The sequence below is a fragment of the Halopseudomonas xiamenensis genome, from assembly GCF_014219065.1.
GTDB lineage: Bacteria > Pseudomonadota > Gammaproteobacteria > Pseudomonadales > Pseudomonadaceae > Halopseudomonas > Halopseudomonas xiamenensis.
Window position 1 is genome coordinate 113,356 of record NZ_JACLGO010000009.1, and the last position, 13,157, is coordinate 126,512.

At 59.2% G+C, this 13,157-nt stretch carries 13 protein-coding genes; 1 reads left to right on the plus strand and 12 read right to left on the minus strand.

The features are described from left to right. Positions 1 to 9: 9 nt before the first annotated feature. From H6X51_RS08265 to H6X51_RS08290, 6 genes are all read right to left on the minus strand, one after another. Positions 10 to 447 (minus strand): VOC family protein, encoded by a 438-nt coding sequence (locus tag H6X51_RS08265; RefSeq protein WP_185267070.1) that lies wholly within the window; start codon positions 445 to 447, stop codon positions 10 to 12. A 97-nt stretch (positions 448 to 544) separates the two neighbouring features. Continuing rightward, positions 545 to 1,864 (minus strand): aromatic ring-hydroxylating oxygenase subunit alpha, encoded by a 1,320-nt coding sequence (locus tag H6X51_RS08270; RefSeq protein ID WP_185267071.1) that lies wholly within the window; start codon positions 1,862 to 1,864, stop codon positions 545 to 547. A gap of 66 nt (positions 1,865 to 1,930) precedes the next feature. Further along, a complete protein-coding gene (locus tag H6X51_RS08275; RefSeq protein ID WP_185267072.1) occupies positions 1,931 to 2,461 on the minus strand; it encodes a nuclear transport factor 2 family protein in 531 nt (176 codons plus the stop codon). Between the two features lie 2 nt (positions 2,462 to 2,463). Further along, entirely contained in the window at positions 2,464 to 2,982 is a 519-nt protein-coding gene (locus tag H6X51_RS08280) for a nuclear transport factor 2 family protein (protein WP_185267073.1), read from the minus strand. A gap of 168 nt (positions 2,983 to 3,150) precedes the next feature. Further along, entirely contained in the window at positions 3,151 to 4,491 is a 1,341-nt protein-coding gene (locus H6X51_RS08285; protein ID WP_185267074.1) for an aromatic ring-hydroxylating oxygenase subunit alpha, read from the minus strand. 33 nt (positions 4,492 to 4,524) lie between these two features. Further along, the gene (locus H6X51_RS08290) at positions 4,525 to 4,974 is read right to left on the minus strand and encodes a nuclear transport factor 2 family protein (RefSeq protein WP_185267075.1); all 450 of its coding nucleotides are present in this window, start codon (positions 4,972 to 4,974) and stop codon (positions 4,525 to 4,527) included. A gap of 303 nt (positions 4,975 to 5,277) precedes the next feature. Between H6X51_RS08290 and H6X51_RS08295 the strand changes: the two genes are divergently transcribed. After that, a complete protein-coding gene (locus tag H6X51_RS08295) occupies positions 5,278 to 5,979 on the plus strand; it encodes a TetR/AcrR family transcriptional regulator (RefSeq protein ID WP_185267076.1) in 702 nt (233 codons plus the stop codon). Between the two features lie 4 nt (positions 5,980 to 5,983). On the opposite strand, the gene H6X51_RS08300 is transcribed toward H6X51_RS08295, so the two are convergent. The 6 genes from H6X51_RS08300 to H6X51_RS08325 form a co-directional block, all read right to left on the minus strand. Next, the gene (locus tag H6X51_RS08300; RefSeq protein ID WP_185267077.1) at positions 5,984 to 6,838 is read right to left on the minus strand and encodes a sugar phosphate isomerase/epimerase family protein; all 855 of its coding nucleotides are present in this window, start codon (positions 6,836 to 6,838) and stop codon (positions 5,984 to 5,986) included. An 85-nt stretch (positions 6,839 to 6,923) separates the two neighbouring features. Beyond that, complete coding sequence (locus H6X51_RS08305) at positions 6,924 to 7,541, minus strand: glutathione S-transferase family protein (RefSeq protein ID WP_185267078.1); 618 nt, start codon at positions 7,539 to 7,541, stop codon at positions 6,924 to 6,926. A 25-nt stretch (positions 7,542 to 7,566) separates the two neighbouring features. Then, positions 7,567 to 8,325 carry an SDR family NAD(P)-dependent oxidoreductase gene (locus H6X51_RS08310; RefSeq protein WP_185267079.1) on the minus strand — a complete coding sequence of 253 codons (759 nt, stop codon included), beginning with the start codon at positions 8,323 to 8,325 and terminating at the stop codon, positions 7,567 to 7,569. A gap of 33 nt (positions 8,326 to 8,358) precedes the next feature. Continuing rightward, positions 8,359 to 9,093 carry a ThuA domain-containing protein gene (locus tag H6X51_RS08315; protein ID WP_221627279.1) on the minus strand — a complete coding sequence of 245 codons (735 nt, stop codon included), beginning with the start codon at positions 9,091 to 9,093 and terminating at the stop codon, positions 8,359 to 8,361. Between the two features lie 109 nt (positions 9,094 to 9,202). Further along, positions 9,203 to 11,641, minus strand: coding sequence for an efflux RND transporter permease subunit (locus H6X51_RS08320; RefSeq protein ID WP_185267081.1), 2,439 nt, complete (start codon positions 11,639 to 11,641; stop codon positions 9,203 to 9,205). Beyond that, the gene (locus H6X51_RS08325; protein ID WP_221627280.1) at positions 11,628 to 12,881 is read right to left on the minus strand and encodes a WD40/YVTN/BNR-like repeat-containing protein; all 1,254 of its coding nucleotides are present in this window, start codon (positions 12,879 to 12,881) and stop codon (positions 11,628 to 11,630) included. Before H6X51_RS08325 ends, H6X51_RS08320 begins: the two co-directional genes overlap by 14 nt. Positions 12,882 to 13,157 lie beyond the last annotated feature (276 nt).

Sequence of the window (13,157 nt, forward strand, 5' to 3'; positions counted from 1 at the left end):
GAACGCCTTCTAACCAGCAAGAAACTCGGTCAGCTCGAAAACATTGCCATCAGGATCTCGACCATAGGTTGTTTTCGAGTCGCCAAAATCCTGTGGCAGACAATGGAAGGAAGCCCCCAACGTCACCAGACGTTCGCATACCTGCTCAATATCCGTCACATCGAAACAGAAATGGGTAATCCCGAAATGATGGACTGGCCGGGTTTCCTGCACCGGCGGCGACACAGGCTGCAAGAACTGGAACAGTTCCAGCCGCATGCCCCCAAGGCGCAGCATCATCGAGCGCGCCGATGATTCCGGCAGTCCCATGATATTGTTGATCCTGTCTTCCCCCGGCGGCCAGTCGACCGCACTCTCCTCGGCAAACCCGAAACCCTGCTGATAGAACCCGGCCAGCCGGTCCAGATTCGGCGTGGAGATGGCTACATGATGCACAGCATTGATCATCGAACTGTCTTCCTCTTATACGGCCGTTCCTGCGACCACTACAGGCCGGAGCCGGAGCAGCAATGGCGACCGCAGGCTCCGGCACAGCTGCCGCCAATCAGACCCGACCGGCAATATAGTCGTTGATGACTTCGTGATAACGGCGCACCCGCGCCTCCTGACCAGACAGGTAGGAATCACTGTAACCACGGGAGTTCAGACCACGCTGTTGCGCTATCGCCACGCTCAGGTCCTGATCGGCGACAAAGCCGATAGACTGATCGCCATGCTTGAACACCTCATGGGCTGCTGGAGCAAGCGGATGCATGCCAACCGGTGTCTCCACCTCGGTTTGCCCTTCTTCGGCAATCACGAAGAACCAATGATCAAACAGGCACTTTTCCGGGTCGGTCGGGTGCGGCTGCGGACGCAAGATCTGGTAGCTCTCCGCCGCCATGGTGAAGGACATATTGGGAAACAGCGTGTAGTGGTAATAGTCGGTCAGCTGATCGTCATTCAGATTGTCATAATGCTGATACCCACGCTCGGCACCCAGCTTGCGCTTCTGCTGCTGTACTGCCAGACGAGCATCAGCCGCCCTACCGTCGAAGTCGTCCGGATCCAGTTTCCAGGCACGCATGATACTGGCCAGCGGCTCCTGGATCTTCTTCGACTTGACCCCGGCCGCCGGCAGACAGCCTTTCATCAGCATGCGGCTGTGGCCATTGTTGAAGATTTCGAAATCGGTGTTCTGGTAGTCATCATCAATGAATGTGGCCAGCTCCTTGTGCAGCGCCTGCACGTGATAGGCCTCGTTGAAGTTGTCCTGGATAACCTTCCAGTTGCAATCAACCTCGGCGGTCATGTGCATGACCCGCACCATGCGCTCCATGGGGTAACATTCCAACTGGTCGGCAACCACGCCCAGCGACTCACGTAGGGGCTTGGCCTGCGGATCCATGTTGATCCACACCAGCCCACCAAAGGTTTCACAAGGCAGTTCCTTGAGCCCCAGCTTGCCTACCGGATTCCCCTGAGGAAAATCATCCGTATCCTTGGCAATCAGCAGGCTGCCATTGAGGCCGTAACACCAGCTGTGGTAATTGCACACCAGGCGCCGGACCTTGGTCTGCTCGCACTCGACCATGCGGTTGCCACGGTGCTGACAGACGTTGTAGAAGGCGCGGATCCGTCCTTCGTCGTCGCGCACCATGAGAATCGACTCCTTGCCGATCTCATGGGTAACCACGCAACCGGCATCGGGAAACTGCGCCTCGACCGCCCCCACCTGCCAGGTGCGGGTCCACATATGATCCCACTCCTGTTGCATGAATTCGCGACTGTAATAGCGATCACCGGAGATCGGGTCGCCACGCAGGAACTCACCCTCCACCAGGGCAGCACGGGTTTTTTCGGCCAACGACAGGGAAGCATTCATAATTGTTCAACTCCTCCTCGCTCCCGGCTCAATACGGAACCGGCAACGGGTTATCAGGCTGTTCAGTCAAAGCGGGTTAATAAGGCGGTGCTGGTACACCAGGTCGGTTTCATCACGTTGCCCCTGCAGCTGATACTGGGCGAACTCACCATCTTCGCGACCGCTGTACGGCCAGGCAGTGTTCCAGTCGAGAATCAGGTCTCGGGAATACAGACGCCAGACACCATCGCGCTTCTCCCATACATCGAGGTAACGCATGTTGTCCGGACAATTGATCAGCTCTCCTTCCGGCGGCTGCATGGCAGCATTGCCGAGCATGTAGCTTTCTGCCGTAGCCCGGTTACCATCGAGCTGGATGCTCACCGTGGAAAACCGGTGCCAGCCCATCACCAGGTTGGCCTTGATAAAAGGAATATTCTGCTCGCAGAACTCCCAGGCGTTGCCGGCATATACGCCGAAGTCGACCACACCGTCTGCATGAAACACCGACTTGAGCAGTTCCAGGTCGCAGCGGTCTACTGCCTGGATATAGCGCGCCATCTGATCCTCGATGGCCTGAATATCAAGTGCCGCGGCCAATCTTCGCTTCAGCTCCATGGTCATTCCCCCAGCAATGCATAGGCCGGATCATCCTTGCTGCGCTCGCCCCGCTTGAACAGGGCGAACATGCCCTCATCCGAAGCGGTTGCCGGATGATTCATGTTCCAGTCATGCACGAAGGTTCGCCGGGCAATCTTCCACTCGCCCTGCTCCCGGCGGTAGTGATCGAGGAAGCGCCCACCGATCAGCCGGTCGGTTCTCTGCCCATCAGCAACCACAGTGCTGACATTGATGACGTACACCTCACCTCGGGCCTGATCGCCATCAACTTCGAAATATTCATTGGAAAGGGAGGAAAAGGTCTTTTCCAGCGTGTCATCCGACGAGGTGCTGGCGATGACGAAGGGCTGCACATCACCCTGGTGACTGCCCCAGTCAATCTGCGCATCCCCGGTCCAGCAGGACACCATCAGACAGCGATCCATACGATCGAATGCCCGGGCAAACCGCGCGTTGAGCAGGCGCAATGCCTGTTTGGCTTCCACCTGTTCCAGAAGCTCCAAATCAGACTGCTGCATAAATATCTCCATACCTGATTATTTGATTTATACGGTACTGAAAGCCGGCCATCAGCTGGCCAGAAATGGATCAATCCACATTACCTTGCCAATTGAAAACAAGTCAAACTGTTTTTATTTAAGACAAAAACAAACAGCGGAGCAGATACCTGCCCCGCAGCCGTCAGCTCAGCGACGCCCTTCCAGGTAGTCGTTGATCACCTCGTGGAAGCGCCGCACCCGAGCCTCCTGATCCGACAGATAGCAGTCCTCGAATGCCATGGAGTGCAGCCCACGCTGCATGGTTTCCGCCAGGTCCAGATCCTGGGTAAGGAAGTCCCCCTGGTCAATCGCCGCTTCATATTCAGCATAGTTGTCGGTCTCATGCTCGGCCTCTTCCACCGGGCGCATACCGTACAGTGTCGGCACCTCGTCCTGGCCCTCGATCTTCGGCACCAGATACCAGTAGTCGAAGGTCGACCAGTTGGGATCATTCGCGTCCGGCTCGGTGCGAAACACGTGTAGACCTTCGGCGGTGCCGGTCAGCGTCAGATTGGGGAAGCACGTATGGTGCATCTGATCGGTGAGCTCGTCATCGGTCATGTTGTCGTACTGGGTGTAACCCCGCTGCGGGCCGAGCTTGCGACGCGCCTGCTGCAACGCCAGACGAGCCTCGTGGTCTCGTCCACGGTACTCTTCAGCATCCACCCCCCACTCCTTCAGCACCTCGACCCACAATTCCTGGGTACGATCCTCCACCGGCAGGCGACTGGTCGGCTGCAGCTTCTGGATCATGCGGTTGTGGCCGTTGGGGTACATCTCGAACAGGGTGTTGTCATAATGATCATCGATCATCGGAGCGAACTGTGGGTGTACCACCGCCACGTGATAGGCCTCATTGAAGTTGTCGGAGGCAAACTTCCAGTTGGTGTTGACCCGCAGGGTACGCCAGACCACCCGCACATAGTCATCCAGACCTCGGTTCCCCAGCAGCGTGGGAATCGGATCGAGGAACTCCAGCAGCGGCTTGGCATTCTTGTCGAAGCTCCAGAAGATGAAACCGCCCCAGATTTCACAGCGCAGTTCCTTGAGGCGCAGCTTGCCGCAGGGGCTGCCCCGGGAGAAGGTTTCTTCATCCTGTACCCACTGCAGCTCGCCGTCGATACCCCAGCGCCAGCCGTGATAGGGACAGGTGAAGGCGTCCATGCCGCCTTCCTCGTTGGCTACCAGCTGATTGCCTCGATGCTGGCACACGTTGAAGAAGGCGCGGATGGAATCATCCTTCTGCTTGACGATCAGAATCGACTCATGGCGGAAGTTGTGGACGATGTAGTCACCCGGCAGCTCCAGCTGAGCGATGCGGCCACCCACATGCCAAACCTTCTTCCACATGTGCTCCCACTCACGATCGGCAAACTCCTTGCTCCAGTAGCGATCACCGGTAATCGGATCGCCACGGACTTCGAGCGGCATGGCATCGGGATGGGTCGGGTAGCTGGCAGTCTGGTTGATCTCGGATATCTTGGTCATTTTGTGTACTCCCTGGAGTGACGAGCCCGGCACTCAGTGGTCCTGGTGGATTTCAGTGAGGGACTCAGGCATCGGCATGCCTTCCAGAATGTAATAGGCGCTGATCTTCCACTCACCGGCGACCTTGACGCAGTCCATGCGGTAGCGCACATGCACCTGCACGCTGTTGCCATCTCTGGAGCGTCCCAGACCTTCCACATAGGCAGTCATCGCGGCTGTGTCACCCTCATAGGCAGCAACCCGGAAGTTGCTGATGTAGTGAGTATGGTGGGTCATGTTGGCAAACACGTTTTCGTAGAACTGGCGGAAACGCTCCTTACCGGGCATCGCTGCCAGACCGATATCGGAAAAGTCCAGCAACGCATCGTCGGTGAACAGATCCAGCAGCTCCGGCAGATCCGTCAGCTTGTCCACGGCATAGCAGTACTCGGTCATCAGATCCTGGAGGGCAATACGGTCTTCGAGGGGTAATCTTATTTTCATGATTGATCCTGGTTGTGGAACTCGGGGCTCAGGCAGCTCCGGTCACCTTTCTTATTGATAGCAGCGCTTGCGGCAGCGCCATAATTAGAACATCATTCTAAACAAGTGCGAAATTACTGAGAAATGCGATGCCTGTCAACGCTGTTCATCGCCTGGACCATCCGGACGTTGTTTCACCGAATCGACTCTGCAAGACTGGGACGGCATACCCCCTCAGCAACACACACAGAGTCTCGAGCAGCTGTGTTGCCTGGACATGACAGCACCGCCAACCTGGCACGGTGCGCCACATACGGGATGACGATGGTTATAGATACGGTTGGTTTTTTATCGGTTTCCTGGGCTGACGCTACGGACTGGATCAGCCCGCCCAGCCAGCAGCGCAGCCGGCATACCCTGCAGAAGGTGCTGACCACGGCCCGCGACCTGTTCATCCGGCAGGGCTTCGAGGAAACCACCATCGCGCAGATTTCCCGCCAGTCGCGGGTCTCGGTCGGCTCGATCTACAACCTGTTTCCCGACAAGCATTCGATTTTCCGCGCGCTGTACGAGCACTACCGTGCGGCCCGGGAAGCCCAGATCGGCAACATGGTCGACCAGCCTCACTGGGACAGCACTCCGGCCCTGGATGTGATTCGCTTCCACATAGAGATCGTTTTCAGCTCCTCCCGCGAGGATGCGGGCTTTCTGCGCCTGGTGGAACAGCGCCGCGGTGCCGACATGGGCTTCTACCAAACCCTGGCCCGGGCCGAGGAGAGTTTCTGTCAGTTGATGCTCAGCCTCTATGCACGGCATGCCGACGAATTCGATCACCCCGACCTGGCCACCGCGGTTCGTTATCTGCACTACGTCATTCGCGGTTCGGCCATCTGGTCGATCATGCCACAGGAGCCTGATGACCCTTTCTTCACCGTCGCCAGCCCCCGCTACCAGGAGGAAACCATGCGCATGGCCTGCCGCTATATGGGATTACAACCGGGCGACCGGGCTGGCCACGCCGGTTGACGGATCAGCCGGCCAGCCGCCAGCCGCTCTGATCCAGCACGCGCCGGGTCTCGCTGGCGCAGATGTCTGCGGCCTCGATGGCCGACAGGGTGTCCAGCCGCGAGGAGAAGATTTCCGGGCCGATATTCTCCACTCCCCCCTTGGCCTGCAGGATCGTCAGGATCTCGACGAGCGGCAGCTCACCCTGACCGGGTATCAGGCGGTGTTGCAGGCAGTCTTCAAACAGATTGGCGCCGTGCAGCCTGGCATGCCCGTCGGCCACCTGCACTGTGCGGATACTGCCCGCCGGCAACTGTCGCAGCAGGTCCAGATCCGGCTCCCCGCGCAGAAAGTGCCAGGTGTCGAAAAACACACTGGCCCCATCGGCCAGCGAGCCGCGGACAATATCCCAGGCCATGGTCAGCGACGGAATGGAGAACATGGGGATGAACTCCAGCTCGGCACGGATACCCAGCTGTCCGGCCCGCCTGCTGAAGTCTGCCCAGCGTGTCGCCAGTTGCTCCGTATCGTACCGCTCCCGGTCGAATACGCCGGTCGCACATATGGCGCTCAACCCCAGAGCCTGACAGATCTCCAGACACTCTGCTGCTGACGCTCCCAGTACCTGCCTGGCAGCCTCGGGTAACTCGGCGGCAAAGGGCTCGGGCAGCCAGCCGGCAAAGCCATCGTAGTGGCTCAGCCGAATGCCGTAGTCACCGGCCAGCGCTCGTATGTCCGCTGCCCCCATGCCCTGCGCCTCCAACTGCCGATAGGTGAGCAGGCCGATCGGCAGGCAGTTGAAGCCGCCCGCCTGCGCTGCCCGCAATTGATCCTCGAAGCCATGTTGCCTGACACACGCCGGCCACAGGGAAAAGTCCATGGGTGATCCCCTTGACTGTTGATTGGTTTCAGGCAATACGCAGGATCTGCCGGCGATTGTTCCATTCGCCCATATGGCCCTCGACTCACTGCCCTTCGAGCTGAGCTGCGCGGGTACGCATCTCGGCGCACCACTGCTGCAGCCTCGTGCATTCTGCAGGCAACGGCTGGCCGACCGCCTCACCGAAGTCGGCAAAACACAGCAGCATCAGATCCACCACCGTCATCCGCGCACCACACAGGTAACCACCTGCGGGCATATGCCGTTCCAGCCAGGCCCAGCCGTCACGGGTTGCCTGCTTGCAGCGCTCGGCGACCTCCGGGTAACAGGTCACCCGGTCACGAAACAGTTCCAGTCCTTCTGCCCCACGAAAGCCCATGGTCATGGGCTGCACTATCATCTGGTCAACCCGCCGCCACCACATGCGCGTCTGCGCCCGCTCCTCGGCAGTGCTGCCGATCAGCGCCGGCGCCGGGTTGAGTTCTTCCAGGTATTCGCAGATAGCCGTGGTTTCAGCTACCCGGGTGCCATCCTCCAGTTCCAGCACCGGCGTGGTGCCGGTCGGGTTGATGGCCAGATAGTCCGGCAGGCGGTTGACGCCCGCCATGATGTCGATCTCCTGCAGAGGCAGGGGCAATCCCTTGGCCGCTGCAAACAAAGCCACCAGACGCGGATTGGGTCCGATCGAGTGATACAGCTTCATGGCATTCCCCCTGCCCCTGTGGATATCAGAACTGCACGCGCTTGGTATAACCGCCGTCGATCACCACGTTGGTACCGGTGATGTAGGAGGCCGCCGGGCTGGACAGGAATACCACTGTACGGGCGACGTCGTTGGGCTCGCCGAAACGGCCCAGCGCCATCTGACCGAGGGTCTGCTCGTAGAATTCCGGCATCGCTTCCTTGATCGCCGACCAGTTGCCGCCCGGATACTCGATCGGACCGGGGGAGACCATGTTGACGCGGATCTTCTTCGGCCCCCAAGCCTGGGACAGCTGTTTGCCGTAGGTGATCATCGCCGCCTTGATGGCATTGAACGCCTGGGGAATGATGAAAGTCTCGATGGCTGCGGTGCTGGACATCAGGATGACCGAACCCTCACCGCTGGCTCCCAGATGCTCTTCCAGGGTTTCGCAGCCGATGACCGCACCAAGCATGTCCAGGCGGAAGGTCATTTCCCAGTCAGTGGTGCCCTGGGCGCCTGAGGAACTGGCGTTATGGATGAAGATATCGCAGCCGCCCAAACGCTCGGCGGCCGATACCAGCCACTGCTTGTAGGCTTCGGTGTCGTTCATGTCGAAGGCATCACCGAACACCTTGCCGCCATGGGCTTCCAGCACCTTGACCGTTTCCGCCACCCGCGCGGCATCCCGGGAGAAGAAGGCAATATCACAACCTTCGGCAGCATACAGTTCCAGTGCTGCACGCCCCAGACCACGACTGCCGCCATTGATGATGACTTTCTTACCACGTAGACCCAGTTCCATGACCATCTCCTGCATACATTGTGTTGTTATGAATCAGTTGTTGCGTTGCAGCGCCGGCTCGCCGGCCCAGGCCAGACCGCGGCGCAGCAGTTCGTAGAACACCGGGGAATCCCAGGCGCAGCGATCCACGCTGGGCCAGTAATCCATCAGCGGCTGCAGGTCATAATGTCCCCGGCAGTGGCCCAAGGTCAGATACAGCACTGCGCCCTTGCCCAGCTCACGGCGATACAGCACCGGATGACGCTCACGCAGCCACTGGTCACGCACGAAGCCCGGTGTTTCCCCTTCGAACTCCAGATCCAGCAGTACATCGATCTCGGCGCACTGGTCCACCAGGTACTGCTCATCCACCACCTCGAAATCCTCGATGCCCTGCACCAGCGGATCTTCTGGCTTGGCCACCCGTACGGTGAAAGGTCCGATCGGCGGGTGAGAGGCAAACTGCGTGCCCAGTGTTTCCATGAAGTGGCTGGCCCAGTCAGGCGTATCCACCAGACCATTCTCCAGAAAGCGCAGAATCGAGTTGGTGCCGTGCAGCGCATACCAGCGTCCACCCTGCTCCAGCCAGCTACGCAGTGCCTGCTGCTGCTCCAGGCTGGGAACCACCTCGCAGGTATAGGTCACCAGAAAGTCGGCTCTGGTAATGGCCTCCAGGTTCGCGTAGTCCTCGAACACCCGGACCCGGAACCGCTGGTTTTCCGCCAGCAGCTTGAGCAGCTCCAGCCGGGCGAAGTCGATGTCGTGATACTTGCCCGAGGCAATCAGCACACAATCAATTCTGCCTGTTTGTTTATCTTCTGCAGTCATTGCACTCTTGCCTCATATTCCCCATGTCCCGCCCGATCAACAGGCGGGACCTGTCATTTCAGCTCAGTGGTTATACGGCACCGCCAGCCAGCGCCAGATTCTTGCGTTCCCCTTCCGTCATACCCTGAGGGTTGACCGTTGCGCTGCCCAGCAGGAAGTGGGACAGAGCCGGCACCAGAATCAGCGCGCTGATCATGTTCAGCAGGAACATGAAGGTCAGCAGGATACCCATGTCGGCCTGGAACTTGATCGGCGACCAGGCCCAGGTGACCACGCCCGCTGCCAGGGTCACACCGACCAGCGCCACCACCTTGCCAGTGGTTGCCAGCGCCTTGCGGTAGGCATCCGCCACCGAGTAACCGACCCGCTGGAAAGCCAACTGGGTACTCAGCAGATAGATGGCATAGTCCACACCGATCCCTACACCCAGTGCCACCACCGGCAGGGTGGCTACCTTGACCCCAATCCCCAGGTAGACCATCAGCGCCTCGGCCAGCATGGAAGTCAGGATCAGCGGCACCAGCGCGACTATCACTGCACGCCAGCTGCGGAAGGTGATCAGGCACAGCAGGGCCACCGCCGCATAGACATAGAACAGCATCTTGCGGTTGGCCTCCTTGACCACGATATTGGTCGCCGCATCCACACCGGCGTTACCGGCGGCCAAGAGGAACTGGTAATCCTCTGTGCTGTTCTGCTCGGCAAACTCGCTGGCAGCCTGAACCACCCGGTCCAGGGTGTCGGCCTTGTGATCGGCCAGGTAAGCCAGTACCGGCATCATGTTGCAGCGGGTATTGAGGAACTCGGAGTTCCAGGACACCGCGTTGCCGATCTGTGCATCGATCAGCCCCTGGGAGTCACTGACGGTGGCCCATTTGGGGTTGCCTTCGAACATGCCGGCGGTGTAGCTGCGCACGGTATCGGCCAGCGAGCCGGTACGCTGCACCCCCGGCACCTGGGCCAGATGCCAGGACAAGCGGTCCATTTCCGTCAGAGTGGCAAAGCTACGGCAACCATCATCAGGCGTCCGCACCATGACCGCGAACACGTCACTGGAAATCCCGTAATGTGAGGTGATGTAGGCATTATCCATGTTGTAACGTGAGTCCGGTCGCAGCTCGGGTGCCCCGGCATCCAGGTCACCGATCTGCAGCTTGGTCGACATGTGGATACCCCAGGCCAGCAGCACCGCAGCAACCAGAATGGAGGCCACCGCCCAACTGCGCCGGGTAAACAGCGCCAGGAAGCGCCAGATCACACCCGGCCGGCGCTGATCGACCCTCAGGCTGCGCTGGGCCGCCTTCGGGCTGACGCCGATATAGGACAGCAGCACCGGTACCAGGATCAGGTTGGTGAAGATAAGTACGCCCACCCCGATACTGGCGGTCAGCGCCAGATCCCGGATCACCGGAATGTCGATGATCATCAGCACCGCAAAACCCACCACGTCAGCCAGCAGCGCTGTCAGGCCGGGCAGGAACAGGCGACGGAAGGTGAAGCGCGCTGCCACCACCTTATGGGTACCACGACCGATGTCCTGCATGATGCCGTTCATCTTCTGGGCACCATGACTCACACCAATGGCCACCACCAGGAAGGGCACCAGCATGGAGAAGGGGTCCAGGTCGTAACCCAGCAGGGTCACCGCACCCAGTTGCCAGACCACCGCCACGATCGAGCAGCTCAGCACCAGCAGCGAACTACGCATGCAGCGGGTATAGCTGTAGATAATGGCCACAGCGATGATCGCCGCAGCGAGGAAGAACAGCATGACCTGGTTGAGTCCGTCAATCAGATCACCGGTCAGTTTGGCGAAACCGATGACGTAGATGTTGACGTCGTGCTCATCGCTGCTGATGTACTTCTGACGGATATCCTCGATGGCATCGGCCAGCTGCTTGTAGTTGATCGGGTTGCCATCCGCATCCTGCGCCATCAGCGGCACCACTATCATGCTCGAGCGATAGTCGTTGGCCACCAGGCTGCCAACTACATCCGCCCGGCCGATATTGATCCGCAGATCACGGATGCTCTGGGCGCTGCCATCATAGTTGTTGGGCAGCACCGGACCACCGGTGAAGCCTTCCTCGGTGACCTCGGTCCAGCGCACCACCGGGGTGAAGATCGACTTCATCCAGGGTCTGTCCACCCCCGGCAGGATGAAGATTTCATCGTTGATCCGCGCCAGCGTATCCAGATAGCTGGCATTGAAGATATTGCCTTCACGAGCCTCGATCACCACCCGGATCGAGTCACCGAAGCCACGCAGCTCATCGCGGTTTTCCAGATAGTTCTGAATATACTCATGGCTTTGCGGCAGGGTCTTTTCATAGCTGGCACTGACCTTCAGATCCTTCAGCTGATAACCGAAGAACACCGTCAGAATCAGACAGAACAGCATGATGGCAACACGGTGATTGAACACCAGCCGTTCGATCAGTCCACCGGTACGGGGATCGAAATCCTCCAACCGGGTCCCTTGCTGGATGTTGTTGTTATTGTTTGGCATTACGATGCTCCACGCTGTTTGTCACAACACTGTCCACGGAGAACAGGGATACTCGGGATTCACGGCTGACCGCATCCGGGGTGGCCACAGCCAGCTGCTGAGCGCCCTCGGCACCGACCAGCGCCAGCTGGGTGCTGGAGATCTGGGCCAGACCGTAGAACGGCATGACCCGAGCTACCGGCTGCGACTCGAAGGAGACTCCGCGGTCGGTGCTGACCAGCAGCTCCCCGGCCAGGTTGACCAGTACGATGGCGTCATTGCCGACAATCACACCATCGGTGATGCCCGCTGCCGAATCGATCTCCAGATGTTGCCAGTTCTGCCCCTGATCGGTACTGAGATAGGCATTGCCACGCATGCCGAATACCACCACACGGTCGCTACCCACCGCCGAGCCGAACAGGGTACCGGTATAGGGCGTGGCGACACTGTCGAAGAACTGCCGCTCCTCATCGAGACGCCAGACCATGCCCTGCTCACCAGTGATGTACAGACCATCGGCGCCCACATTGATGGAGTAGAAGTGCAATTCATGGGGGTTATCCACCCGGTGCGCCCATGGTTCCCAGGATTGACCACCATCACGGGTTCTGAGCAGGCGGTTGAAGATGCCGACAACATAGCCGTTGAGCTCATCCTCGAAATACACGTCCATCAGCGGCTGGGTACCACCGAAGCTGACCAGCACGTTTTCCCGCTCCAGCAGCATCTCCGCGTCCGCGAACTCCTCATCACCGATGCGGCTCTGGTAGTAGTTCCTGATCAGATCGGTGGTCTGCTCACCATTGAGCTGCAACGTCCAGCTCTGACCGGCATCCTCGCTGTTGAGCACCACCCCGCCATGGCCGACCGCCCAGCCATGGCTGGCGGAGGCAAAGGACACCGCCACCAAGTCATTGCTGACTGGCACACTGGCCTGGGTCCAACTCAATCCAGCATCATCGGACCAGAGAATATGGCCACGCTGACCCACCGCCACCATGCGATCACCGGCCTTGGCCACCGCGGTCAGCGGACTGCTAGCCGCCTTGTCACTGTGCATGGAAGGAACCTCGGTCGGGTTCTGGAAGGCAAAGCTGGCCAGACTCAGCAGGAACAGCATCAGCGCCAGACCGTAGCGCAGCCAGCTGTACAGCAGATGCCGGAGGGAGAAGGTGGCGACGCGCAAGGGCAGAGCACCGGCCTGGGTAGAGTGTCCCGGCACACCTGCGCAAGGAGTGAATAGCAGCTCAGAGCTCATTGGCCTATTCCTTATTGGTTTTATTTTTGCGACCCGTTATTAAAAACCGACAGGTACGTTTTTTTAACAAGGTACTACGACTTTTTTACCTATGCAAGCCTGCAATACCGGTTTGATCTACACACCAGCATTCACTCCGCCAGCCCCTTCCCACCGCCGGGAAAACACTTGCAACGAGCGGTCCGACCCTGCTTGCACAAATAAAAAACATTCTGTACTGTTTACATTAGTCGCAGCTGCTCCGCCTGCCCGCGATAACCCCAACCGGAGGGGCGG